Origin of the sequence: Yoonia sp. 208BN28-4, assembly GCF_037543925.1 — a bacterium.
Lineage (GTDB): Bacteria > Pseudomonadota > Alphaproteobacteria > Rhodobacterales > Rhodobacteraceae > Yoonia.
On the sequence record NZ_JBBIFY010000004.1, the window covers coordinates 130,228 to 156,346 of the forward strand.

General features: G+C 57.8%; 22 protein-coding genes. 12 read left to right on the plus strand and 10 right to left on the minus strand.

All coding sequences use genetic code 11. The features are described from left to right. Window positions 1-58 precede the first annotated feature (58 nt). Window positions 59-3,559: a DNA polymerase III subunit alpha gene (gene dnaE, locus V8J84_RS14285; RefSeq protein WP_339932341.1), complete on the plus strand. Its 3,501-nt coding sequence runs from the start codon at window positions 59-61 to the stop codon at window positions 3,557-3,559. 94 nt (window positions 3,560-3,653) lie between these two features. After that, window positions 3,654-4,535 carry a hypothetical protein gene (locus V8J84_RS14290; protein WP_339932343.1) on the plus strand — a complete coding sequence of 294 codons (882 nt, stop codon included), beginning with the start codon at window positions 3,654-3,656 and terminating at the stop codon, window positions 4,533-4,535. Window positions 4,536-4,545: 10 nt separating this feature from the next. Here the strand turns inward: V8J84_RS14290 and V8J84_RS14295 are convergent, their stop codons facing one another. Then, a complete protein-coding gene (locus V8J84_RS14295; RefSeq protein ID WP_339932345.1) occupies window positions 4,546-4,749 on the minus strand; it encodes a SlyX family protein in 204 nt (67 codons plus the stop codon). Window positions 4,750-4,907: 158 nt separating this feature from the next. On the opposite strand from V8J84_RS14295, the gene hisS reads away from it, so the two are divergent. Genes hisS through hisG form a run of 3 tightly spaced genes read left to right on the plus strand, consistent with a single transcriptional unit; the run spans window position 4,908 to window position 8,160 of the window. Beyond that, the gene (gene hisS, locus V8J84_RS14300; protein WP_339932347.1) at window positions 4,908-6,395 is read left to right on the plus strand and encodes a histidine--tRNA ligase; all 1,488 of its coding nucleotides are present in this window, start codon (window positions 4,908-4,910) and stop codon (window positions 6,393-6,395) included. Continuing rightward, complete coding sequence (locus V8J84_RS14305; protein ID WP_339932349.1) at window positions 6,395-7,471, plus strand: ATP phosphoribosyltransferase regulatory subunit; 1,077 nt, start codon at window positions 6,395-6,397, stop codon at window positions 7,469-7,471. Before hisS ends, V8J84_RS14305 begins: the two co-directional genes overlap by 1 nt. After that, entirely contained in the window at window positions 7,468-8,160 is a 693-nt protein-coding gene (hisG, locus tag V8J84_RS14310) for an ATP phosphoribosyltransferase (protein ID WP_339933139.1), read from the plus strand. The genes V8J84_RS14305 and hisG overlap by 4 nt, the downstream gene beginning before the upstream one ends. 12 nt (window positions 8,161-8,172) lie before the next feature. On the opposite strand, the gene V8J84_RS14315 is transcribed toward hisG, so the two are convergent. The 5 genes from V8J84_RS14315 to V8J84_RS14335 all read right to left on the minus strand — a co-directional run bounded on the left by V8J84_RS14315 (window position 8,173) and on the right by V8J84_RS14335 (window position 13,564). Beyond that, entirely contained in the window at window positions 8,173-10,593 is a 2,421-nt protein-coding gene (locus V8J84_RS14315) for a GcvT family protein (protein WP_339932351.1), read from the minus strand. 45 nt (window positions 10,594-10,638) lie between these two features. Beyond that, a complete protein-coding gene (locus V8J84_RS14320) occupies window positions 10,639-10,887 on the minus strand; it encodes a hypothetical protein (protein WP_339932353.1) in 249 nt (82 codons plus the stop codon). Further along, window positions 10,884-12,038: an aromatic ring-hydroxylating oxygenase subunit alpha gene (locus V8J84_RS14325; protein WP_339933141.1), complete on the minus strand. Its 1,155-nt coding sequence runs from the start codon at window positions 12,036-12,038 to the stop codon at window positions 10,884-10,886. The genes V8J84_RS14320 and V8J84_RS14325 overlap by 4 nt, the downstream gene beginning before the upstream one ends. A gap of 101 nt (window positions 12,039-12,139) precedes the next feature. After that, the gene (locus tag V8J84_RS14330; RefSeq protein WP_339932355.1) at window positions 12,140-13,045 is read right to left on the minus strand and encodes a LysR substrate-binding domain-containing protein; all 906 of its coding nucleotides are present in this window, start codon (window positions 13,043-13,045) and stop codon (window positions 12,140-12,142) included. A gap of 87 nt (window positions 13,046-13,132) precedes the next feature. Further along, window positions 13,133-13,564 (minus strand): DUF1489 family protein, encoded by a 432-nt coding sequence (locus tag V8J84_RS14335; RefSeq protein WP_339932357.1) that lies wholly within the window; start codon window positions 13,562-13,564, stop codon window positions 13,133-13,135. A gap of 161 nt (window positions 13,565-13,725) precedes the next feature. Between V8J84_RS14335 and V8J84_RS14340 the strand changes: the two genes are divergently transcribed. Then, a complete protein-coding gene (locus V8J84_RS14340) occupies window positions 13,726-16,002 on the plus strand; it encodes an adenosylcobalamin-dependent ribonucleoside-diphosphate reductase (RefSeq protein ID WP_339932359.1) in 2,277 nt (758 codons plus the stop codon). 155 nt (window positions 16,003-16,157) lie between these two features. Here V8J84_RS14340 and V8J84_RS14345 read toward each other — a convergent pair whose 3' ends face one another. From V8J84_RS14345 to V8J84_RS14360, 4 genes are all read right to left on the minus strand, one after another. Continuing rightward, complete coding sequence (locus V8J84_RS14345) at window positions 16,158-18,152, minus strand: ATP-binding protein (protein ID WP_339932361.1); 1,995 nt, start codon at window positions 18,150-18,152, stop codon at window positions 16,158-16,160. Then, window positions 18,149-18,625 carry a hypothetical protein gene (locus tag V8J84_RS14350; protein WP_339932363.1) on the minus strand — a complete coding sequence of 159 codons (477 nt, stop codon included), beginning with the start codon at window positions 18,623-18,625 and terminating at the stop codon, window positions 18,149-18,151. The genes V8J84_RS14345 and V8J84_RS14350 overlap by 4 nt, the downstream gene beginning before the upstream one ends. Before the next feature lie 87 nt (window positions 18,626-18,712). After that, window positions 18,713-19,216: a molybdopterin-dependent oxidoreductase gene (locus tag V8J84_RS14355; protein WP_339932365.1), complete on the minus strand. Its 504-nt coding sequence runs from the start codon at window positions 19,214-19,216 to the stop codon at window positions 18,713-18,715. A 117-nt stretch (window positions 19,217-19,333) separates the two neighbouring features. Continuing rightward, window positions 19,334-20,221, minus strand: coding sequence for a UTP--glucose-1-phosphate uridylyltransferase (locus V8J84_RS14360; protein WP_339932367.1), 888 nt, complete (start codon window positions 20,219-20,221; stop codon window positions 19,334-19,336). Window positions 20,222-20,447: 226 nt separating this feature from the next. On the opposite strand from V8J84_RS14360, the gene V8J84_RS14365 reads away from it, so the two are divergent. From V8J84_RS14365 to V8J84_RS14390, 6 genes are all read left to right on the plus strand, one after another. Then, on the plus strand, window positions 20,448-21,062 hold the full coding sequence (locus V8J84_RS14365) for a response regulator transcription factor (RefSeq protein ID WP_339932369.1): 615 nt from the start codon (window positions 20,448-20,450) through the stop codon (window positions 21,060-21,062). Between the two features lie 108 nt (window positions 21,063-21,170). Further along, a complete protein-coding gene (locus V8J84_RS14370; protein ID WP_339932371.1) occupies window positions 21,171-22,475 on the plus strand; it encodes a PP2C family protein-serine/threonine phosphatase in 1,305 nt (434 codons plus the stop codon). A 4-nt stretch (window positions 22,476-22,479) separates the two neighbouring features. Next, window positions 22,480-22,824 (plus strand): STAS domain-containing protein, encoded by a 345-nt coding sequence (locus tag V8J84_RS14375; RefSeq protein ID WP_339932373.1) that lies wholly within the window; start codon window positions 22,480-22,482, stop codon window positions 22,822-22,824. Then, entirely contained in the window at window positions 22,821-23,237 is a 417-nt protein-coding gene (locus tag V8J84_RS14380) for an ATP-binding protein (protein WP_339932375.1), read from the plus strand. The genes V8J84_RS14375 and V8J84_RS14380 overlap by 4 nt, the downstream gene beginning before the upstream one ends. A gap of 4 nt (window positions 23,238-23,241) precedes the next feature. After that, window positions 23,242-24,972 (plus strand): DUF3131 domain-containing protein, encoded by a 1,731-nt coding sequence (locus V8J84_RS14385; protein WP_339932378.1) that lies wholly within the window; start codon window positions 23,242-23,244, stop codon window positions 24,970-24,972. After that, complete coding sequence (locus tag V8J84_RS14390) at window positions 24,969-26,117, plus strand: acyltransferase (RefSeq protein WP_339932380.1); 1,149 nt, start codon at window positions 24,969-24,971, stop codon at window positions 26,115-26,117. The genes V8J84_RS14385 and V8J84_RS14390 overlap by 4 nt, the downstream gene beginning before the upstream one ends. The last annotated feature ends 2 nt before the right edge of the window (window positions 26,118-26,119 follow it).

A 26,119-nucleotide genomic window follows, 5' to 3' on the forward strand; every position in this document is an offset into this window, starting at 1 on the left:
GCGTTACGCGCCGCACACCGTCTGGCCCATCACGATCCTCCCGCCTATGATTGCGCCCATGACATCCCACGCCCGATTCATTCACCTGCGCGTCCACTCCGAGTATTCTCTGCTCGAAGGCGCGATCCCCGTTAAAAAGCTGCCAGCCCTTGCCGCTGGCATGGACATGCCCGCAGTTGCCGTGACCGACAGCAACAACATGTTCTGCGCGCTGGAATTCTCCGAAGGTGCTGCCAAGGCGGGCGTGCAGCCCATCGTCGGCTGTCAGGTCGATCTGACCTACACGACCCCCGAACCCGGCAAGCGCCCGGACGCGCCAGCCCCCATCGTTCTGCTCGCCCAGACCGAGGCGGGCTATATGAACCTGATGAAGTTGAACTCTTGCGCCTACCTCGATCAGGGCGGGGAGCTGCCACAGGTCAGCTTGGACGAGTTGGAACAATTTAATGCGGGGCTGATCTGTCTCACCGGCGGTCCCGACGGTCCGGTGGGTCGCCTCTTGCGCCACGGCCAGCGCCCCAAGGCTGAGGCGCTGATGGATCGCTTCGCCAGCATCTTCGGCGACCGGCTTTATGTTGAACTCCAGCGCCATCCCGACGGCGGCGGCTTGCCTGAGGCTGAAAAACTGTCCGAGCGTGGCTTTGTCGAAATGGCCTACGCCAAGAACCTGCCGCTGGTCGCCACGAACGATGTCTATTTCCCGAAGTCGGAACTCTACGAGGCACACGACGCGCTGATCTGCATCTCCGAAGGCGCCTATGTCGACCAGCAAGAGGCGCGCCGCCGCCTGACGCCGCAGCACTATTTCAAATCGGCCCAAGAAATGGTGACGCTGTTTGCCGACCTGCCCGAGGCGATTGAAAACACCGTCGAAATCGCCCGCCGTTGCGCGTTCAAGACCTACAAACGTGACCCGATCCTGCCAAAGTTTGCCGATGACGAGGTGGCCGAACTGCGCAGGCAGGCGCAAGAGGGCCTCAAGGCCCGCCTTGCGATCATCCCGCATGCGGTCAGTGTGGAGGAATACGAGAAACGCCTCGAATTCGAATTGAAGATCATCGAAGGCATGGGTTTCCCCGGCTACTTCCTGATCGTGGCCGACTTTATCAAATGGGCCAAGGATAACGCGATCCCCGTGGGGCCGGGCCGTGGCTCTGGTGCTGGCTCTCTTGTTGCATATGCGCTGCTGATCACAGACCTTGATCCCCTGCGCTACTCCCTCCTGTTCGAGCGGTTCCTGAACCCCGAACGTGTGTCGATGCCCGATTTTGACATCGACTTTTGCATGGACCGCCGCGAGGAAGTGATCCGCTACGTCCAAGACAAATATGGCCGCGACAAGGTGGGCCAGATTATTACCTTCGGTGCGCTTTTGTCCAAAGCCGCCGTCCGCGACGTGGGCCGCGTGTTGCAGATGCCCTATGGTCAAGTGGACCGCCTGTCGAAGATGATCCCCGTCGAAGGCGTCAAACCCGTCAGCATTGAAAAGGCGCTGGCCGACGAACCCCGCCTGCGTGAAGAGGCCAAAAACGAAGAGGTTGTCGACCGCCTTTTGACTTACGCCCAACAGGTTGAAGGACTGCTGCGTAACGCCTCAACCCACGCCGCTGGTGTTGTGATCGGCGACCGTCCGCTGGACGAATTGGTGCCGCTTTACCAAGACCCGCGCTCTGACATGCCCGCCACGCAGTTCAACATGAAATGGGTGGAACAGGCGGGGCTTGTCAAATTCGACTTCCTCGGCTTGAAAACCCTGACGGTCATTCAGAACGCCGTGGACCTGATCATCAAATCGGGTCGCCACCTGCACATCGCGCCCGACGGCACGGAACTCTACCAACCGCCAGAAGGCACGCAGGACGACATCGCGTTGATCCCGTTGGACGACGAAAAATCCTACGCGCTTTATTCCTCCGCCAAAACCATCGCCGTGTTTCAGGTGGAATCCAGCGGCATGATGGACGCGCTCAAGCGGATGAAGCCCAACTGCATTGAGGATATCGTGGCGCTGGTCGCGCTCTACCGACCCGGTCCGATGGAAAACATCCCGACCTATTGTGAAGTGAAGAATGGGCAGAAGGAAATCGAGTCTGTTCACGAGTCCATCGACTACCTGCTGAAAGAAACCCAAGGCATTATCGTTTACCAAGAGCAGGTGATGCAGATCGCGCAGGTCATGGCGGGTTATTCGCTTGGCGGCGCTGATTTGCTACGCCGTGCGATGGGTAAAAAGATCGCCGAGGAAATGGCCAAGGAACGCCCCAAGTTCGAAAAAGGGGCGATGGAAAACGGGGTCGAGAAAAAGAAAGCCGCCGAGGTTTTCGACCTTCTGGAAAAATTCGCCAACTACGGCTTCAACAAGTCCCACGCCGCCGCCTATGCCGTGGTCAGCTACCAAACCGCGTGGCTGAAGGCCAATCACCCCGTCGAATTTATGGCTGGCGTGATGAACTGCGATATCCACCTGACCGACAAGCTGGGCGTCTATTTCCAAGAGGTGAAGAAGGGCCTCGGTATCGACTACATCCCGCCCTGCGTGAACCGTTCTCAGGCGGTGTTCGACGTGCAGGACCAGAAATTGGTCTATGGTCTGGGTGCGCTGAAAAACGTCGGCGTTGAGGCGATGAAACTTGTTGTCGAAGGGCGTGACGGGCGCGAGTTCGTGAACCTGTTCGATTTTGCCCGCCGCGTGGACCTCAAACGCATTGGCAAACGCCCGCTGGAAATGCTGGCCCGCGCGGGTGCTTTTGACGTGCTCGACCCCAACCGCCGTCGCGTGATGGGTAGCCTTGATGCGATCAGCGCCTATTCGGCTGCGATCCACGACCAGAAAAACTCGAACCAAGTGTCGCTCTTCGGCGAAGCTGGCGATGACCTGCCCGAACCGCGCCTGATGGGCGGCGACGACTGGCTGCCCGCCGAACGTCTGGCCGAGGAGTTCAAAGCAATCGGTTTTTACCTCTCCGGTCACCCACTGGACGACTATATGGCATCGCTCAAACGCAAGAACGTGCTGACGCTGGATGACGTGACCGCCAAGGCCGAACGCGGCGCGTGTATCGTCAAAATGGCGGGCACCGTATCAGGGCGGCAGGAACGCAAATCGGCGCGGGGTAATCGTTTTGCCTTTGTGCAGCTGTCCGATCCGACGGGGCAGTACGAGGTTACAATGTTCAGCGACACGCTTGAGGTCGCGCGCGAACATCTGGAAACCGGAAGCCAAGTTGTCATTCAAGCCGAGGCAACGATGGAAGCCGACCAGCTGAAACTTCTTGGCCGTTCTGTCTCGCCTATCGACACGGCTGTGGCTGATGCGGGCGGCGGTGGTTTCCGTATCTTCCTGGATGGGCCAGAGGCGATTCCGTCGGTTGCGTCGGTGTTGTCCAACGCGGCGCGTGATCGTGTCAAAGGCGGACGCGGGCCGATCTATTTCTGCCTGCTCAATGCCGATCTGCCCGGTGAGGTCGAGCTTGATCTTGGCGATGATTTCCCCGTGAACCCGCAAATCAAAGGGGCATTGCGGTCCTTGGGCGGCGTTATCGAAGTCGAAGATCTCTAGGCCGGTTTCCGCAAGGATACGCCCGCGCAACGTGGACAGGTGCCGTGCGGATGGCGTAAAAGGCCGGTCAGTAGAAACGCGAGGGTGCCGGATCATGATGCGTATGACAGCGACAGTTGCGGCGTTTGCCTTGCTTGGCGCGTGTTCCGGTATTGGCGGCCTCATGGGCGATGCGACACCCGCGTCAAACCCTTTGGATGATGTCGAACGGCTGAGCGACGTTGATGTGGACAGTGACACGGACGCGGTGGCCATTGCTGCGCCAGCGTCCGAAGGGGGACTTTTCTCAAGCCTGTTCGGGGCGTTTTCCAATGACGGTCCAGTTGCGCAAGCCGGAGCAATTGAAGAGGCTCTTGCGGATGCAACGGGTGAAAACCCTGATGCGGATGACGTGGCCGAGGTGGTTGAAGCTGCTGGTGGTGCTGCTGAAACCAGCACCTTGGGTAGCCTTTTCGGATTTGGCCGCACGGCAGGGGCTGCGACCCCGTCACCAGATGGCCCTGACCGTCAGGTGGTCCCGTTTGGCACACGACTTCCGTTTGGCGAAATCGCCACGGTCTGTGACGCGCCATCCAATTTGGGCACGCGGATAGCAAGCGTTTCAGGCTACGACGTCTTTGATTCGATCCCGAATTCGACAGCGCCCCGCCCGCACTACATTCGCGGTTTCGGTGACGGCTGTGTGCGCCAGTTTACGGCGGCTTTGTCATTGATGGGGGACGTGGGCACCCATGAGGTCGTGCGCTACAATCCCGCCAACCGCCAGCCCTATTCCGAAACCGACAATGCATACGAGGCGATCAAGGCATCGTTCTGCCGCGTCAGCCACGGCTCTCCTTGTGGGGGGCGTCTCGATTCCCTCGCCGCCAATACCACTTTCCTCTCTGTTTATGAGAGGTTTGGCACAAACGGTAAGTGGTTCGAGATTTTGCTGCACGGCGGACAGGTGGCGGCCATCGCGATCGAAGACCTGTAAGGCAGACGCCCTACCAGTGCGGCGGGCGTTGATCGGCCAGTGGCACCGTGCCGCCGCCGTCCATCTCGCGGCCTGCCTCACGTTCCATCAACATTGCGATCCGTCGCGTGGCCAGCGCCAAGGCCGTTTCCTGTCTGGCGACGATTTCTGAAAGCTCGTCAACAGTGCGGGTCAAGTGGGCAATCTGTTCTTCAAGGGATGTGGTGTCTGTCATAACGGGTCCTTAGCATGGCATTGCTGTGATATGCATCTGCTGTTTTTTGAGTATTTTTGGCAAAATGATACTGAAACGGCGAGGGACCATAAGCGCGTTGCCCCCTAGGCTGTGGCGCGTTAAACGTCCGCCAGAGTTCAAACCGGCAGGACAATCCCATGGCCAAGATCAAGAAACAGCCCCGCCCCAAGGCACAGACGCCCAAGGGCTTTCGCGATTATTTCGGCGCGGAGGTGACCAAGCGCACAGAAATGTTGCAAAAGATCGCGGCTGTTTATCATCGCTATGGATTTGACGCGCTTGAGACTTCCGCCGTGGAGACGGTCGAGGCGCTGGGCAAGTTTCTGCCCGATGTGGACCGGCCGAACGAGGGTGTGTTTGCGTGGGAAGAAGACGCCGATTGGCTCGCCTTGCGCTATGATATGACCGCACCGCTGGCGCGGGTCTACGCGCAGCACCGCAATGATTTGCCGACGCCTTACCGCCGCTATGCGATGGGGCCTGTGTGGCGCAATGAAAAGCCCGGACCTGGGCGGTTTCGCCAGTTCTATCAATGCGATGCTGACACGGTTGGCGCTGCGTCCGTCGCGGCTGATGCCGAGATTTGCGCGATGCTGGCCGATACGCTTGAGGCCGTTGGGATTGCCCGCGGTGACTATGTGGTGCGTGTGAACAACCGCAAAGTGCTGAACGGTGTGATGGAAGTTGCTGGCCTCGCTGGCGACGACAAAGAAGCCGAACGCGGGATCGTGCTGCGCGCGATTGATAAGCTGGACCGGCTTGGCGTTGAAGGTGTGCGGGCGTTGTTGGGTGAAGGTCGCAAGGACGATAGCGGCGACTTTACCAAAGGCGCTGGGCTGGGTGAGGCGCAGGCCGATGTTGTCCTGGGCTTTATGGACGCCAAGCGCGACACTGGCCCAGAGACCGTGGCCCGCTTGAAAGAGCTTGTCGGTGATAGCGAGATCGGCGGCGAAGGCGTAGCAGAGCTTGAAACGATGGCTGCCTTGCTCGAAGCAGGTGGGTATGCCGCAGACCGCATTGAGATCGACCCCTCGGTCGTCCGTGGCCTTGGCTACTACACCGGCCCCGTCTATGAGGCCGAACTCACCTTTGAAGTCACCGACGAAAAGGGGCGTCCGCGCAACTTTGGCTCTGTCGCGGGCGGCGGGCGGTATGACGATCTGGTCAAGCGCTTCACCGGACAGGTTGTGCCTGCGACGGGTGTGTCGATTGGTGTGGATCGCTTGCTTGCGGCACTTGATTCAAAGGGGCAGTTGAAAGGTGCGGGCGTCGGGCCTGTCGTTGTGACTGTCATGGATCGCGACCGGATGGCGGACTATCAGGCGATGGTGGCCGAGTTGCGAAGCGAAGGTATCCGCGCAGAGGTTTATCTGGGCAACCCCAAGAACTTCGGCAACCAACTCAAATACGCGGACCAGCGCAATTCGCCGGTAGCGGTCATTGCGGGCGGGGACGAGTTTGACAGCGGTGTCGTGCAGATCAAGGACCTGATCCTTGGCGCGGAGATCGCCAAGAACGCGACGCTGGAAGAGTGGAATGAGCGTACCAACCAATACGAGGTCAAGCGCGAAGACCTTGTAGCCGAGGTGCGCAAAATCCTTACGACGTATAGCGAGCAGGGCTGATGCCATCATCACCAGAAACGCTTACTGAGGCGAAACGCCTGCGTAGCCACTTTGCCGCGATGGGCGCGCAGGTGGTGAAGGCCGACATTTTGCAACCTGCAGATACGCTGCTGGATTTGTACGGTGAGGATATTCGCAACCGTGCTTATGTCACCGCTGATCCGCTGCAGGGCGAGATGATGTTGCGGCCCGATTTCACGGTGCCTGTCGTGCAGATGCATATGATAAGCCGCGCTGACCCCGCGCGCTATACCTATTCGGGTAAGGTTTTCCGCAAACAGGAATATGCCACCGACAGGCCATCTGAATACGTGCAGGTCGGGTTCGAGGTATTTGACGGCAGTAACCCTGCGCAGGCAGACGCCGAGGTGTTTGCAGCGATTGCCGCAGCATTAGGTGATGTTGCGGTGAAACCTGCCACTGGCGATATCGGTCTGCTGATCGCGGCGGTGCACGGCCTGTGCACGTCCAGTGCACGCAAAACAGCACTGCTCCGCCACCTGTGGCGACCACGCCGCTTTCGCGCACTGTTGGACCGGTTTGGCGGGCGCACGGCAGTACCCGCGCGCCGTGCTGCGCTTCTGGCGGCTGATGATCCCTTTGCCGATGCCGGTCCTGACGTGGGCTTGCGTAGTCGGGACGAAGTGCAGGCGCGGATTGATGCGCTGCGCGCCGATGCCGCCGAACCTGCGATTTCCAGCGAGGAAATCGCGCTGATTGATGCGATTGTGAACCTGCGCGAAACAGCCCCGCATGTGCTTGCCGCCCTGCGCGATATCGCTGTGGACATGCCCGCCATTCTTCCAGCCGTTGCGCAGATGGAAGCGCGGCTGGATGCGATGGCCGATCTGGGGATCAACGTCGACCGGCTTGGCTTTGAAGGCAACTTCGGGCGAACAACGTTAGAGTATTACGACGGCTTCGTGTTCGGGTTTTCCGCTGTGGACAGGCCGGAATTACCAGCGATTTCAACGGGTGGGCGCTATGACGCGCTGACGCGGCAGTTGGGCCAAGGCCGCGCGGTACCTGCCGTGGGTGGTGTGATCCGGCCCGATCTTTTGGTGGAGTTGCGCTGATGCTGAAACTGGGCGTGCCGTCCAAGGGACGGCTGATGGACAAGACATTCGACTGGTTCGGCAAGCGCGGCGTTGGCCTGCGCAAGTCGGGGTCGGATCGCGAATATGCCGGTGCTGTGGACGGGATCGACGGGGTGGAACTGGTGCTTCTGTCGGCAGGGGAAATCCCGCGTGAACTGGCAGCAGGAAACATCCATTTGGGTGTGACGGGGTCCGATCTTGTGCGTGAAAAGCTGCCCGCGTGGGACAGTGTTGTCGCCGAGATTGCGCCCATGGGGTTTGGCGGGGCTGATCTGATCATTGCCGTGCCGCAGGGCTGGGTCGATGTGGATACGCTTGATGATCTGGATGGTGCTGCCGCCGCGTTTCGCGCGGCCCACGGTATGCGTTTGCGGATTGCGACCAAGTATCACCGGCTGGTGCGGGATTTTCTACGCGATGCGGGTGTTGGTGATTTCAAACTGGTGGACAGTCAGGGCGCAACTGAAGGCACAGTAAAAAACGAAACCGCCGAGGCCATTGCCGATATCACGTCCACCGGAGAGACACTTCGCGCCAACGGGCTGAAAATCCTTGATGACGGTCTGATCCATGCTTCACAAGCCACGCTGTTTCGCGGGCTGCGACGCGACTGGAGTGATCCGCAAAGGGCCAAGTTGAAAGAACTGACTTCTCTGCTGGGCCTTTGATGCTCTAGGGCGTCATGCGCGCAACCGCAATCCGTCAGGGTCGAACGGTGGCGCCGACATGATCGTTGCGCGGTGGGGTTTGCCCAACACCATCACATCCACGCTATCGCCGTCCTGCGCGTCTCTGACAAAACCCAAGGCGAGCGATTTGCCAACGGTGTAACCGTATGCACCCGATGTGACGCGCCCGATGCCCTTGCCATCTTTGAAGACAGGTTCGCCGCCTGTTGCATCGGCGTTCGAGGCTGTGACATCTACCTCGTGCAGATGCAGCAGAACCAACCGTTCGCGGGCGTCATTGGCCATAGTGGTTGCCGCGGCTTCTTTGTTCAAAAACGCTTTGTCCATCTTGCACAGGCGGTCCAGCCCGACCTCTTGCGGCCAGTATTCGGGGCTGTATTCGCGCGACCATGATCCATAGCCCTTTTCGATCCGCAGGGACATCAACGCGCGGCTGCCCACGGGACCCGCGCCCACGTCTTTACCAGCGGCAATCAGGGCATCATAAAGCTGCGCTTGATCCTCTGTTTTGCAATGCAATTCCCATCCCAGATCACCGGTGAAGGATACGCGCAGGGCCAGCACCTGCACGCCCGCAAGTTCGATCATTTGTGAACGCATGAACGGGAAATCAGCCGTCGCAAGAGAGACATTTGTCAGACGCTGCAACAGATCACGCGACTTTGGTCCGGCGATGTTAAAGCCGCACATGGCGTCGGTCTGGCTTTCAAACGTAGTACCTTCCGGCAGCGGGACCTGCTTGAAGAAACGCTTGTGATACCGCTCTGCCATGCCGGACCCGATGATCCAGAATTCATCTTCGCCAGTGCGGGTGACTGTGAAATCTCCTGCAATCCCGCCGCGTTTGGATATCAGAGGCGTCAGGCATGATCGCCCGACAGCTTTTGGCATGTTGTTGGCAAAAACCGCGTTCAGCCATGTTTCTGCATCGGGGCCTTGGCAGCGGTATTTGGCAAAGTTCGAGATATCGATGATCCCCGCACGGTCGCGCAGCATTTTGCATTCCTCACCGACCGGTCCCCACCAGTTCTGGCGGGTAAAGCCGTTTGTGTCTGATGCGCCAAGGTGATCTGCAAACCAGACCGGATGCTCCCACCCGCCATTCAGGCCAAAGACTGCGCCCATCTGTTTTTGTGTCTCGTAAATCGGGCGGGTGCGGGCAGGGCGGCCTGCACTGCGTTCTTCGTTCGGGAAGTGGATCGCAAAGCGGTGGGCGTATTGATCCTGCACGCGGGCCTTGGTGAAATCCTTTGTGGCCCAGCTGTCAAATCGGGCCATGTCCCACGCAAACATATCGTATTGCGTTTCGCCCTCGATAATCCACTGCGCTGCCATCAGACCCATGCCGCCCGATTGCGAAAAGCCGGGGATGATGCCGTTACAGCAAAAATAGCCGTCAAGCTCTGGCACCGGCCCCATCAGCACGTTGGAATCGGGTGACCAGATCATCGGGCCGTTTATGACGCGCTTGATACCAGCCTCGCCCACGGCAGGGACACGGTTGATGGCATTCATCATGTTCTCTTCGATCCGTTCCAGATCGTCGGGAAACAGATCATGTGCAAAATCAAGCGGGGTGCCGTCCTCGGCCCAGAATTTCATGTCCCTTTCATAGGCGCCGACAAGCAGACCTTGCCCCTCTTGCCGCAGGTAATATTCGCCATCGCGATCACTGACAGACGGAAGGCGTGTCGCGTGGTCTTCGACGTCTGTCATCGTTTCGGTTACGAAGTACTGGTGCTCTGTAGGTTGCAGCGGCAGATCAATCCCCGCCAGTTTCGCCACCTCGCGGCCCCACAGGCCCGCCGCATTGATCACCCACGGCGTTGCAATATCGCCCTTGGGTGTCCGAACAATCCACGTGCCGTCGTCCTGCTGATCGGTGGCCGTGACAGGGGTGAAGCGGTGAATCTCTGCGCCACGCTGGCGCGCGCCCAAGGCATAGGCGTTCGTCACACCAGATGGGTCCACATTGCCGCCGTCAGGTTCAAACATGACACAGCGTATGCCGTCGTAATTCACCATCGGGTTCAGCTTTTGCGCCTCAGCGATGCTGACCTCGTAGAAGTTCATGCCATACAGCTTTGCCTTGGCCGCTTGCAGGCGCAGCTGATGCTCACGCTCTTCCGTCTGGGCCAGATACAGTGACCCGGGCTGGAAGATGCCGCAGCTTTGGCCCGTCTCTTTCTCAAGCTCTTGGTAAAGCGTCATCGTATAGTGCTGGATGCGGCTGATGTTCGTGCTGTCATGCAACCCGTGAATATTGGCCGCCGCGTGCCAAGTGGAGCCTGATGTCAGCTCGTCACGTTCAAGCAGGACCACATCAGACCAACCCAGCTTTGTCAGGTGATACAGGATCGAACAACCGATCACGCCGCCCCCGATGACGACTGCCTGTGCCTGTTTACGCATCGCGCTTCTCCTGTCGCTTTGTCGGGGATGATTGCCGGAGCATCGTCAAAATTCCAGCCTTTTTGCACAGCCATAGTCGGCCAGCCGCTTGTTAAGGCGATCCGCCTCGGCTGCGCCGTCTTCCAGCGCAAAAACAAAGGCATGCGTCAGATAAAAACAGGCGGCGTTTGTATCGCTGCGTCCTTCGGCCTGATCTGCCGCTTGGGTGTAAAGCGCGACAAGGTCCGGCAGATCAGATTTCGCGTGGGCGGCAAGCAGCGCATCATCAAGCGCGCTGCTGGTCTGCAGGGTCATGCGTCGCGCCCTGCCGCAATCTGCGTGGCCACCCAATGATGGAAGTTGTGCGTTGGCCCGTCCATCACCGGCGAAAACCGCCCACCGTCAAACAACACGCCGTGGCGTCCCTTTTGCATGCCTTCTACAACAAACACGTCTTCCTCGAACACGCCTTTCCACTGTGTGGCGTTGGTGTCTCTGAGGGCTGTCAGTTCCGGTGTGTCGGCCTCGGACTTGGCGTAATAAATCTCGATATGTTCAACGGTGGTTTCGCAGCCCTGTGGTTCAAGCAGGATCGCAAAGCTGTGGTCGCGCTGGATGCCGAACAGGACATTGGGGTAAAGTGCGACATATTCCGCGCCCTCGTCCCATTTGTCGCTTAATCCTGCGAAATCGGGCATCACCGCGCCGCTTTGGTCTTTGAGCTGGCGGTAGACCAAGGTGCCTTGTCCGGAATAAAGTCCACGTTCCTCGATGTTGTAATGGTCTTCCAGCCGGGAATAGCTGTTCAGGCCCGGATGCACCCACGGCAGGTGGTAGCTTTCGCAGTAGTTTTCGACAGCCAGTTTCCAGTTGCTGGCGACTTGCAGCGTGAATGAAGAGGACGCGCCGCCGTGGTGAACTGGCGTATCAAATTCCTTCCACCGCTCAAGCAGATCGGCATGCACCTCTTCAAACGGGGAGGCGGCGCCATCGACATTCACAAAAATCACATCGCGCCAGACGTGCGCTTTGATGCGGAACAGGCCAAGTTCATCCATGTTGATGTCTTCGTGCATGCTGCGCCCCGGACCGCCAACATGGGGCGTGGTGCGCAGCGCACCGTTCAGATTGTAGCACCAGCTATGATATGGGCAGCGGATCGCGCCGCGAATTTTCTGCGGTTTGTCGACAAGGATCATCCCGCGATGGCGGCAGGTGTTTTGAAATACGCCAATTGCGCCATCATGATCCCGCACAAGCAAGATCGGCATGCCCAGAAAATCGACCGGCTTAGCGTCACCAGGTTCGGGGATATCCTTGCCAAAGCCGACACCGGCCCAATTTGCAAATAAGACCGCGTGTTTCTCTTCCTCAAACACGGATGGGTCGATGTAGTGGGCATTTGGCAGGCCGTTTGCGGTGGACACGTCCGCAATGACCGACGCCAGATCAGAGTGTTTGTTCATCATCATTCTCCCCGCAATTCAACGCAAGCCAATTGCTTAAAACTGCGCCTGACAGGGGTAATGTCGCAAGGTCACAAATGCTCACCCTTGGATGAGGTGAATTAAACCGAAAGGTCACCTGCGCCCAAGGTAATCCAGTGTTTCAGGATCAGGGCATTTTTTGAAAGCGCGTCATCAGACCGCCCGACCAGATAGAATTTTTCGGGCGCTGGCAGATCGTAAGGCGCGATGACAGCAAGCTTCCCACTTGTCAGGAACGGCGCAATCAGACGCCGCCAGCCCAATACAATACCAGCGCCTTGGCGTGCCATGTGAAGTGCGACGGAATAGCTGGTCACGCGCACGGCCAGATTGAGTTCACCGGCGTATCCCAGATCGCCGAACCAATCGCGCCACGTGGTCCATGATCGCGTAGGGCTATCGAGGTGGATCAAGCGCTGCTGCGCCAGTTCAGACAGGCTGCATCCGTCCAGTTTGGCCGCAACATCAGGTGCTGCAACGGGCACAAGCTCATCACGGTAAAGCGGGGTATGCGTTAGGCTGGAATCGGGGTCTTTGCCGTAACGGATATAGAAATCCAGCCCGTCCTGACGCGAAAACGGGCGATCTTGTGTTACTTGATTGATATTCAGATCAGGGTGGTCGCGCCACAGACTGACCACGGTTTGCGACAGCCACAAGGCAGCGACGGCGGTCGTTGATCCGACCGACACAGTTTCAGGACCCGTTGACTGACGAATGCGGGCTAATTCCTTGGACACTTGCGCAAAAGACGCGGCAAGCGTTTCGAACAAATCCTGCCCGTCCGCCGTAAGTGTTACACCGCGGTGATGCCGCGCAAAAAGTGCACAGCCCAATTCCGTTTCAAGTGATTTTACCTGATGGCTCACGGCACCGGGCGTGACTGAAAGTTCCTGCGCTGCGTTCTTGAAGCTGAGATGCCGTGCCGCAGCCTCGAACACTGTCAGCGTGGTGAGTGGCGGTAGATTGTAGTGACGGCGGGACATGGCGCAGCTTTCGGATTGGGCAGACCGATGATGTCAACTCACCTGAATATGTCGGCAACCGCGCTGTCGCGCCAGCAAATTTGTGTGCTATCTGATCCCGATATCAGCCAGCGCCTTGGACAGTTCCGGGGGAAGCGCCTCTTCATCCTGTCTGCCGTCCGGCAAGTCCGCTGGAGCATCCTCTACGGGCAGATAGCGCCAGCCCTGAAAAGCACGTTTGGGCGTAGCCGCGACACGCACAAGTTTCGGATCGCTCACAATCGCGCAGCGCCGGATGCCATCTGCACCGATGTATTCATCGAGCCGCACGATCTTTTGGCGGGCCAGAATGACACCTTTGATCACCCAGAAAATGCTGCCGCCATTGACGATCTCTGCCTCGCGCTTGGGCCACATGCGGGTGATGTGACGCGGAAAACCGTCAGGCGTGCGCACGCGCTTTTGTGCCTGCCACGCTTCGAGCCCTGCGACATCTTCTGTCCCCACGGACAGCTTGAGCATGTTTACGGTTCCTGTCATGTTGAGTATCTCGCATCTGACGCGCTGATGCGCAAGTGCGACAAAGTGTAATTATCGCTGATGTGGTGTTGTCTGAATGGCCGCATACTACATATGGTGCCCCCGAACCCGATCCGTCACCGAATCTGATGACATCTCCCGCTATAAGAAGGTCTGCCCACATGTCCCGTTTTTCCGCCCCGATCGCAGAGCAAATCTGGGATATGAAATACCGTTTCAAAGAGGCGGATGGCACGCCCAAGGACGAGACGGTCGAGGACACATGGACCCGTATCGCCGGTGCTCTGGCCTCGGTCGAGAAAGACCCTAAGGCGTGGGAGCCGAAGTTTTACGAGGCCTTGGAGGATTTCAAATACCTGCCCGCTGGTCGCATTACGGCAGGGGCTGGCACGGCGCGGTCGGTCACGCTGTTCAACTGCTTTGTCATGGGCACGGTGCCGGACAACATGGGCGGCATTTTTGACATGCTCAAAGAGGCCGCACTGACCATGCAGCAGGGCGGCGGGATCGGCTACGATTTTTCGACCATCCGGCCTAAGGGCGCGGCGGTGCACGGCGTGGCCGCTGATGCGTCCGGCCCGCTATCGTTCATGGATGTGTGGGACGCGATGTGCCGCACGATTATGTCCGCAGGGTCGCGCCGTGGCGCGATGATGGCGACGATGCGTTGCGATCACCCAGACGTTGAGGATTTTATCACTGCGAAATCCGACGCGGCACGTTTGCGGATGTTCAACATGTCTGTGCTGATTTCCGATCCGTTTATGGAAGCTGTAAAGGCTGGCAAGTCGTGGGACTTGGTGTTTAACGGTGAGGTCTACAAAACCGTGCAGGCGCAGGATTTGTGGGATGCGATCATGCAATCCACATATGATTATGCCGAGCCCGGTGTGATCTTCATCGACCGGATCAATCAGGCCAACAACCTGAACTATTGCGAAACCATCGCCGCGACCAACCCCTGCGGCGAGCAGCCTTTGCCGCCCTATGGGGCGTGCCTGCTAGGGTCGATCAACATGGCACGGCTGGTTGCTGATCCGTTTAGTGCAGATGCCAAGCTGGACCCGAACGCGTTGCGCGATCTGGTCGGCACTGCCGTGCGGATGATGGACAATGTGGTCGATGCATCGCAATTCCCGCTGCCTGAACAACAGGCCGAGGCGCAGGCGAAGCGCCGCATCGGTCTGGGCGTGACGGGTCTGGCCGATGCGCTGTTGATGGTCGGCTTGCGATATGGCTCCGAAGAGGCGGCAGCCCAGACAGAACAGTGGATGCGTGCGATTGCGCGGGCGGCCTATCTGGCGTCGGTCGATCTGGCCAAAGAGAAGGGCGCGTTCCCGCTTTTTGATGCCGAGAAGTTCCTCGCCTCCGGTGCGATGCAGGACATGGACGCCGATGTTTGCGACGAAATTCGCAAGCACGGTATTCGCAATGCGCTGCTGACCTCAATCGCGCCCACTGGCACGATCAGCCTTTATGCAGGCAACGTGTCATCGGGGATCGAACCTGTGTTCGCCTATGCCTACACCCGTAAAGTGCTGCAAAAAGACGGATCGCGGACCGAAGAAGAGGTCGTGGATTACGCCGTGCAGATGTGGCGCGACCTGAAAGGTGACGAAGAACTGCCCGACTACTTCGTCAACGCCCAAACGCTCGCCCCGCTGGACCACGTCCGCATGCAGGCCGCAGCGCAGAAGTGGATCGACAGCTCGATTTCCAAGACAATCAACTGCCCGGAAGATATCAGTTTTGATGCGTTCAAAGAGGTCTATATGGCCGCGTGGGATCAAGGCTGTAAGGGCTGCACGACCTACCGTCCCAATGACGTGACAGGTTCTGTCCTGTCGGTATCTGACGACAAGAAGGAAGCGCCGGTGCAGGTGACGACCGACGGCGAGGAAAGCGAAGTTGTCTATCTCGCTGAACCGTTGGACCGCCCGCAAGAGCTTGATGGCGCGACCTACAAGCTGAAGTGGCCGGATTCGGAGCACGCGATCTATATCACCGTGAACGATCTGATCGTCGCGGGGCATCGCCGCCCGTTCGAGGTGTTCATCAACTCCAAGAACATGGAGCATTTTGCGTGGACCGTCGCGCTGACACGTATGATCTCGGCGGTATTCCGGCGCGGGGGCGATGTGTCGTTTGTTGTGGAAGAGCTGAAAGCTGTATTCGACCCGCGCGGTGGTGCGTGGATGCAGGGCAAATACGTGCCGTCGATCCTTGCTGCCATCGGTGGTGTGATCGAAAAGCACATGATCAGCACAGGGTTCTTGGCGGGCGAGGGGCTTGGCCTCAAATCTGATCCGCAGGCAGACGTGGTGCCGTTGAACCAGAAACCCAAAGGCAAGGCCTGCTCGTCCTGCGGATCATACGAGTTGCGGATGATCGAAGGCTGCATGACCTGTGGTTCGTGCGGCTATTCCAAGTGCGGCTAACTGGAGTTGGTCCACTTATTCGGAACTGTGCCTGACCCAGCTTATTAATGACGGTGAAAGGACCATCAATCTTCAGATTGGTGGTCCTTTCGTTTTCGCTGATAGCTGCAAGCTGGTGGGGGCATTCTTACAGATGGCGGCGCACCGGATCGACGCTACACACGTTGATCAGCTTTTAGCGCCAGAGCGGTGTGCCTCCAGACTTCAACCACATCCTGCCGGAGCGTCGCGATCAAGTCAGCGTCACCTGCTTTGGCTGCCACTTCAATCTCGCGAAGGGTATCGCGGAAGAACACTGCACCAAAAACGGCAGCGCTTCCGGCCACTTTGTGCGCACGCGAGGCGATCTCGGACATATCTGTCGTTTCGCGATCGCCCAGCCAGTCCATGAAGGCATCGGCCTCTTGCGCAAAACGGGACCGCAGAGTGCTAAACGATGCATCCCCAAGAGTATCCCGTGTCTCAGCAAGATGTGCGGTGTCGATCACCTGCACATGAGCCGTTTCAGCCTCATTTTTGGTAATACGCCCGACCAACGCACGCAGGGCATCGCGCGACAACGGTTTGGTCAAAATTTCGTCCATGCCATCAGCCAGAAACTCGTTTTGCTCTTCCAGCATCGCATTAGCGGTCAGCGCGACAATCGGGATCGTGGCAGAGCGTCCTTGTCCGCTTCGGATGGTGCGCGTGGCGGTCCGGCCATCCATCACGGGCATGCTGATATCCATCAGAATAAGATCAAAATGCGCCTGATCCGCGGCCTCAACGCCTTGGGTGCCGTTGTGGGCCTCGGTCACGATGTGCCCGTCTGCTTCGAGCATTTCACGCGCAACGATGCGGTTGATCTCGTTGTCTTCAACCAACAACACGTGCAGCGCATGATCGGATTGATCGCCTTGCTTTGCGGTTTGCTGGTCGCGGGATGCCTCGGCAACAGGAACAGGCAGCGACACCCAGAACGTACTTCCGGCCCCTTCGTCGCTCTCGACCCCGATCTCACCGCCAAGCGCATTTACGAACCGTTTTGCAATGCTCAGGCCAAGCCCCGTGCCGCCGACATTACGGTCATAGGCCGTGTTGCCGGTGACAAAATCATCAAACACCCGTTCCACAAGGTCCGGTGCCATGCCGGCGCCTGTGTCTGTGATCTTAACCATCAGTTCGGCGTCTGTATCAGTCCCGTGGTTTTCAATACTCACGTCGACCGAGCCATTGTGAGTGAATTTCACCGCGTTGCCGATAAGGTTCATCATGACGTGCTGAAGGCGATCGTGGTCAGACAAGATCCAATGCACCGGCTGGCCTTTCCAATGCCACGTCAGCTTGGTGCCACTTTCGGCGGCCGCGCCGCTTTGGTTGTCAATAATGTCCTGCAAAAGTTCGGATATATTCACCGGTTCCGAGCGTGTGTTCAGCATGCCCGCATCGTAGCGGGTAATGTCCAACACATCCGAGATGTGGTTCATCAAAAGGCGGCCAGACGTTTCCATGTGCCCGACATAGCGATCCTGATCGGCGTTCAGTTTCGTGTCACGCAACAGGTTCATATTGCCCAATAATCCGTTCAGCGGTGTTCGGATTTCGTGACTCATGGTGGATAGGAAATCGGTCTTGAGCTTTTCACTGGCCAAAGCCTTGTCGCGGGCTGCAACCAGCTCGGATTCGGCGGCTACGCGGTGCGAGATATCGCGCAGGAATGCCACGAAAATTTCGCCCTGGTCGGTCATCGCAGACTGAATGGCCAACTCAACCGGAAAAATCCGGCCGTCGCTGTGTTTCGCTTCCAGTTTAACGCGGCCCTTGCCGACCACACGCTTTTCACCCTTTTCGCGCAAGCGTTCCATGCCCGCCTCATGCGCGTCACGCATATGATCGGGAACAATGACCGAGCCGATATCCTGACCAAGGATATCCGCTTCGCGGTGGCCAAAAATCCCTTCGGCAGCAGGGTTGAACTGCAGAATCTCGCCGTTGGCATTGCACACGATCACCCCATCGAGTGACGTGCTCATTACGGTAGTCATCCGCGTTGTGGTCTGATGGTTTTCGCGTTCGCGGCGATAAATCCGCGCGTTCATTCTGTTTAGAAAAAGAACCGCCAGCGTGAGCACGCCAATGAGACCCGCAATCGCAATCGCGAGCTGCGTCATCGTTCGTGCGACGGCATGTCTTTGTGCATCGGCGGCTTGGGCAAAAAGGTCGAGGCGGAGTGCCCCAAAGCCCGTACGACCGGTGAGGCATCCGCGGCAAGCGTGCTTAGTTCTTGAATTTGCGCGACGACATCCGGGTCGGGCGCATCAACGATCACCACCGCGTCATCCAGAAAGCTGACCAGACCATCCAGATAGCCGCGCGCCCCCGGATCGTCCCGCAGGCCTTCAAAAACGGTGGCCTGCTGCAATGTGCTACCGCGACTGTAGAAGATATCGAAAGCCTGACGCAGTTGCGCCAAATCTACGGGGGCTGCATCAACTTCTTTCTGAAACTCCAGAAACTCGACCTGTGTCTGAACCAGTGACCATTGCACGTTGTCTGATTGGGCTGACCCAAGAAGTCGGATTTCCCGAGACACATTAAACGTCAGAAACGCGATTGCGATGACCGCAATTCCCCCAGCAATCATGGCAAGTTTCCGGCCCCGGATTGCACGGTTGGATGGATTTACTGACACGAGGCGTTCCTTCGTAAGGGCCGTTGGCTGCCTTTACGATTATTCAACGACTTCCAGTCCGTCGAGTTGCCAAATGCTCCGCGAATAGATCACTTCGCTGCGGTAGTCGGTGTTGCTGTCGTACGGATAGATGACCCAAAGCGGACCTTTGTCGCGCACCCGCATCTCATTTCCGTCCATCAGGTAAGCGATGATCGGGCCACCGTCGACGGCATCGGACACGGGGATTTCGACGGAATAATCGTTGATTGCCGTGGCAATCAGCGTGCCGTCTTCAACGCCAACCTCGTCCATCAGATCAGCCAAGGTCACGCCGGTGAAGGTGTTCACGCCTTCGGTCCAGATGGTGCTGGTTTCGATTGTAGTTTCAGGCAGCGCACGCAGAGCGTCCAGATCTAGCGCCAGAACATCATCCTGCGATGTAAGGGCGATATCACCGGAAATGGTCAGGAGCGGCTTTGCCGCATCATCCGCCATTGCGGCGTGGGACATACCCATGACCAAGGCAAAGCCGGATAGAAAACGTGTGATTGTATTGAGCATGGGGCAACCTCTTGTGTTTGTGCGCTTATGACACGGGTCACCATGCAAAGCATTCGGGCAAACGGATACCGGCCTATCCGAAAGGATAGGCCGGCCCGCTAGCGTGCCAGAAACAGACTAAGCAACGAGGCTAAGATGCTGCCGTTTCTGGCTGAGGAAGGTCGAATATTCGTCGTGCAGGTCAGCGCGATCCAGCGCAAATGCGGCTGTTGCCTGGACGTATCCCTGAATGGATCCGCAATCAAAGCGCTGCCCGTCATAGGTAAAGCCGCTGACGCCAACCGTTTCAACATCGGCGTTGATGGCGTCGGTCAGTTGCATCTCGCCGCCAGCACCGGGGTGCAGCGCATCCAGCCGGTCAAAGATAGACCGTTCAAGAATGTAGCGCCCGATCACGGCTTTGGTGGATGGCGCCGCATGTGGGGATGGTTTTTCTACCAGACCACGCGCGCAACAAACGCGCCCGTTTTCTGAGGCGACATCAAGCACGCCATATTTGCTGATTTCACTTAGCGGCACATCCGTGGCGGCCACCATGTGCCCGCCCAAATCGCGATGGGCTTCGATCATCTGTGCAAGCACGCCCTTTTCGCTTTTGATGACATCATCTGGCAGAATAACGGCAAAGGCTTCATCACCGATCAGGTTTTTGGCTTGCCGCACGGCATGACCCAAGCCTAACGGTTGCGCTTGGCGCAGGATTGTCAGCGCACCTTCCGGCAATCGCGTGCAGTCCAGTGCTTTCAACGCTTCAACCTTTCCGGCCGCGCGAAGTCTCATTTCAAGGGCGGCAGCGGTATCAAAGTAATCTTCAAGCGCACCTTTGCCGGCGGCAGACACAAAGATGAACTCTTCGATGCCAGCGTCACGCGCTTCGTCCATCGCGTATTGGATGAGTGGCCGGTCAACCAAGGTGAGCATTTCCTTGGGCACGGATTTTGTTGCGGGCAGAAAGCGCGTTCCCGCTCCAGCGACGGGAAAGACGGCCTTGCGAATGTGTGGCATCTGATTTGCTTTCATCGAAATTCGGTTGCCCTGCTTATGAGGCATGCAAACCAATGCATCTACAAAGCGGACGGACACACAAAGTGCGCATGCGGGTCACGTTGTGACCTTTTGGATCGCCGATCTATCCTATCGGGTAGAATGCACTGGCATTTCCCCTTCCTAAGCCGCCATTCTGACGCCATGTTTGGATGACAAATCTCCTCCCGTATTTGAGGAATAGTAGATGAGAATTCTAATTGCAGACGATCATGACCTCCTGCGGGATACTCTGGTCATGTTTCTGGAAAATTCAGACGGGATTGAAACCGACGCTGTGGGGACATTTGATGATGCAATGGCATTGGTTGATGCGGGCGCGGGTTATGATCTGATCCTTCTCGACTATAATATGCCAGGTATGAACGGTCTTGCCGGGCTGAAATCCGCATTGGCCCATGAAGGCGGGCAACGGGTTGCTTTGATGTCGGGCGAGGCAAGCAAGAAGATCGCCGAAGATGCGCTTGAGGTTGGTGCGGCCGGTTTTGTGCCAAAGTCATTGCCAGCAAAGTCATTGGTGAATGCCATCAAGTTCATGGCGATGGGCGAGCAATACGCCCCAATTGATTTCATGACGGCCGAGGATACGCAGGATGATAATCCGCTAGCGGCCAAGCTGACAGAGCGCGAGCTTCAAGTTCTCAAAGGTTTGACCGAAGGCAAATCCAATAAAGAGATTGCCCGCGATCTGGATATCACCGAACCCACGGTGAAGCTGCATATGAAGACGCTCTATCGTAAAGTGGGTGCCGCCAACCGTACACAAGCGGCGTTGATCGCGCGCGAGGCTGGCCTCTTCTGATCCTATCCTTTTGGATGGGCCTTCCACACGATTGCCCCCCTGAACCAGCCGTTCGCGCGGATGAAGAGGATCAATGCCGGTGTTAGCTGTTTCCTAACGGAGAAACAGATGAACACCACCCTCACCATACCAGAATTTACACCGATCCCGCCGAAGTCCATGCCGTGGGATTGCGACGATGCGCCTGTGCCCGTTGCACCCCGCGCAGCGTCATCCAGCGACACCGAGATTTCCCCTGCACGGGCACGGATCAAGATCGTCGTGGCAGAGGACAGCGAACTTCAGCGTCTGTATCTATGCTGTCTGATCAATGAGCTGGGGTTCGAGGCGATCGAAGCCGAAGACGGCAAGATCGCGCTGGACCTTTTGAAGGCAACCGGTGCGCAGATCCTGATCACAGACCTGTCCATGCCACACCTTAACGGTATTGAGGTGACACAGTCCGTGCGGCAGTTGGGCGGTGAGGTTTACGTCCATATCATCATGCTGACCAGCGCGGATGAGGCGGAAAGCCGTGATGCGGCACTGATTGCTGGTGTCGACGATTTCATCACCAAAGGCAGCAGCACAGCGATGCTCAAAGCGCGCTTGCGGACTGCGACACGATTTATCGATCACGCGACCGAACTGGCAGAACGGACCCGCGTTCTGGCCGAGACGCACAAGCGCATTCAGGATGATCTGACCGTGGCGGCCGCCGCCCAACGTCAGCTTTTGCCAACGCTGAACCAAGACATCCTGGGGTTCAGCGTCGCGTCCGCGTTTGTGCCTTCCGCGATCTTGTCGGGCGATATGTTCGGATGCTTCGCGCTTGGCGGCGGCCACCTTGGGTTTTACATGGTTGATGTGTCGGGTCACGGCATTCAGGCGTCTTTGCTGTCGGTTGCGATCGGTCATCTGGTGACCAAGGAATTCTTTCAGAATGTCGCCTTTGACGAGGCAGGGGCTCCTGATCCGGCGACCTTGGTCAGCGCGTTGAATGACAGGTTCAGCGCATGCGAGACGGATGACTATTTCACGATGTTTTGCGGGATCATCGACACGCAAACCGGTCGGCTTGATTTTTGTCAGGCAGGTTCTCCATCCCCGTTCTACGTGACAGACACCGGCGCAGTTCATGACATTGGTGATGGTGGCTTTCCCGTCGGTTTGATCGCGCATGCCACTTACGAAAACAACAGCCACATCATCGCGCAGGGTGGTGCCTTAATCGTCTGTTCCGATGCGGCCTCTGAGGCCGAGAATACGGCGCACGTTCCGTTTGGATATGGCCGCGTGCGTGCCGTCGCCCAAAGTGCCGCCGCGACAAATCCCACTGACGTTCCACACGAACTGGTTGCCGCCCTTTCCGCATGGCGCGGTGGCAGGTCGCTTGATGATGACCTGACCGTCGTCACCCTTAAGAGGAAATAATCCAATGATCCAGACAACCACGCATGATGCTGGCATAACAATCGTTCGCCCCGGTGTAGAGCGATTGACGGCCGCGAATGCCAAGACATTCAAGGATGATGTCAGCCAGCTGATTAAAAGCGGTGCGTCGCATCTGGTGATTGATCTTGGCGGAGTTTCGTTTGTGGATTCCTCGGGTCTTGGTGCGCTGGTTGGTATCTACAAATTGATCGGCCTTCGCGGTGATCTGGCTGTGTCCGGATTACAGGCCGACGTTGCGCAAATGTTCAGGATCTGCCGCATGGACGGTGTGTTCCGCATATTTGCTTCTGTTGAACAGGCCTGCGAAAATTTGGCGGGCGCTCTGTGAAACGCCGCACGTTTCATATGCCCAATGATCTGCGTCACGTGGACCGGACGGTCCTGTCGATGAAAGCCTGCGTGGAACCATCTTTGGGCGCGTCTGCGCTGCTCAGGTTCGAGATCAGCGTCACCGAAGCGCTGGTGAACCTCGTCAAGCACGCGACGACCAGCGATGCAGCGGCACCAATCGATATTGAATTGCATGATGCAGACAATGCTGTGTGCGTTGAAATCTGCGACCCCGTTGGCGCGGCGCCTTTTGACGTGCGCGACCATGCCCCATCACAAAACGCCGCTGATCCGCTTGCCGAAAATGGCCGCGGCCTTGGCCTGATCGTTCACTGCACAGACCATATCGCATACGGCCCCAAGGCTGATCGCATGTGCCTGTCCCTTACAATTTCGAAATCAGGAGACTGATCACATGACACGACCAACTTCCGCTCCGTTGCTTTTTGCGGCTGCTGTTTCACTATTGGCGGTGTTCCCGTCCCAAAGCGGGACTGCGCAGACCGCCGAGGAAGAGCCGCGCGCGCTGACTATCGAGGGAGCTGCAAGCGGCGTGCAAAGCTTTGACAGCGTCACCGTTACCTCATCATCGCCTTTGTCCGTTCAATTTGGCGATTTGGTCGAAGAACCGACCTGCATGCGCGGACCGCAAGCGCAGTCCTCAGCGCATTTCGGGCGCAACGGTCAGCCGACACCGCGCGAATTCGAGATGGCGAAAACCGCCTGGTCATACTTTGAAAGCAGCTACCAGTCCGAGACAGGACTGGTGAATGCCGTTGGATCGTTCCCGTCGACAACGCTTTGGGATACCGCATCTTACATCAGTGCCCTTGTCGCCGCCTACGAGCTGTGTGTGATCGACAAGCGCACATTTGACGACCGCGCCAATCGCCTGATCAACACCCTGCGCAATCTGCCGCTCTATCGCGGTGAGGCGCCGAACAAAGTGTATAATGCCGCTACCGGTGCGATGGTGGACTACGCCAACCAGCCCGGTGAGATTGGTATGTCGGCAAACGACATTGGCCGTCTTCTGGTCTGGCTCCAGATTTTGAAAGAACGTCATCCGCATCTGGCAAACGGCGTCGACAACGTGCCGATGCGTTGGAACTTTTGTAACCTGATCAACGACGATGGTCGCATGTTCGGCTCTTTCACGCAGTCCGATGGCAACACGCGCTATGTGCAAGAGGGGCGTCTGGGCTACGAAGAATATGCCGCCAAAGGGTTTGCCTTGTGGGGGTTTGACGTAGACCGCGCGATGTCTCCGGAACCGGTGAACTATGTCGAAATCTTCGGTGTGCGCGTGCCGTATGATGGCCGCGACCCGCGTGTCTTCAAAAACCAGAACTATGTTCTGACCGAGGGCTACATCCTGGATGGTCTGGAAATGGGCTGGGATTTGCCGACAGACCGCAGCAACGACGGCACGGTCGCCAGCAACGGCTGGCGCGCAGAGTTCGCCAACCGGATTTATCTGGTTCAACAGCGTCGCTTTGAACAAACCGGTGTGATCACCGCGCGGTCCGAGCATCAGATCGAGGGCAGTCCCTATTTTGTCTACGACACGATTTTTGCAGATGGCTATCCGTGGAACACGCTTGACCCGACTGGCGAATACCAGCCCGATCGCGCTGCTGTGTCTGCCAAGGCTGCCGTTGGCATGTGGGCGCTTTGGGATACCGACTATACCGATCTGTTGTTCGAGGCAGTGGCAGATCTGTCCCAGCCGGATCGCGGGTTCTACGAAGGTCTTTATGAAAACGGAAACGGCTTTATCCCGCTGCAAACTGCCAACAACAACGGGATCATTCTTGCTGCGCTGTTATACAAGGTGCAGGGTCCGATCCTTCAGCGTGTGAACCAGAATACCCAGGTGTGGGACACTGCGTTTATCGGCACCGACATTCGCGATAACAAATGCCATCCGAACCGCATGGTCGAAGAAGTGCCGTGCTGTGCGTGCGCCAATTCCAATCAGATCCCGCCCGTCATTCCTGTGGAAGAGTTCGTCTATTGCCGCCCCGTGGTCGGCGGCACAGAGATTGGCGCGACCGAGTGCAGCACTGTGGAACATAACTTCCCGCGTCCACAGGTGCGTCAGGTCTTGCCGTCGAGCTGTCCCATGTTGGTGTCAAACCCATGAGCATGTCGTCTAAACCCCGTCTGGTCTGGTTCGATGCCAATCGCGTGTTCGCCGCTTTTGGTGTCGTCCTGATCCACTCGTCCACCGACTTTGGCGGGCAGGCATTTCCGAACGCTGATCAAGCCCAGCGCATTGTTCCGGTGATCCTGCGGTCCTTGGGCGAGTTCTCAGGATCCGAGATGTTTTTCATGTTCTCGCTTTTCCTGATGGCCATGCGGGTGGACAAGAAAATGCCGACATATGGCAGCGCAATCGCGGTGCAGGCCAAGCGCCTGCTGGTGCCATTTGCCTTTTGGGCGGTGTTCTATGCGTTCTTCCGACTGCTGAAGGCCGATGCATTCGACTATGCGCCTTACATCTGGGATCAGCTGGGTCAGGCGCAAGGCTGGTTGGGGTATCTCATCCTTGGCAAATCGCAATATCATATGCACTTTTTGCCGACGCTCTTTGCGCTGTTCCTGTTTTATCCGGTGATGCGCTCTGCCACGCGCTACCCAATCTTGGGGCTGACGGTCGTTGTCACCATCGGGGTCATGAACAATGTGCAGGGATTTTTGTGGGGATTGGATATTGATCCGGCTTTGCGGGACTACCTAATCCGTGCGCTTAAGGTCTTCGGATATGTCGGATATGGCATGGCAGCTTTTGCAATTTACGGGCTTTGGAACGACGGCATCCCGCGTGGTGAATCCCGCCTGATCCGTCGCTGCGGGTTCTATTTTGCAGTTCTGGCCTACATCGCGACCCTGCCGTTCTTCCATGTCGCTTTTGACACCGGCGCGTGGGGCGTTCGGCAGGGGTGGGACTATTACGGCCACTTTCTCATGCCGATCTTCGTGTTTTTGGTCTTCATTGGCGGTCAGTATTTGCAGTGGTCGCCGCGTTGGACATTTCTCGCGACGTACACGTTTGGCGTTTATCTGGTGCACCCGCTGGTGATCGACCTTTTCGACATCAGCGTCTTCCGCACGGGTCTGTCAGAGATGATGGCACCGGGCGTGCTGGTGCTGACACGGTTTGCCATCGTTCTTCCGGCATCGTTCGCACTGGCCTACGGGCTGTCGCAGTTCAAACCGCTGGCGTGGACCATCGGCCTCGGCCCGACCCTTTGGGATATCGCGCGCACCCGACGTGCGGAGGCGTAATG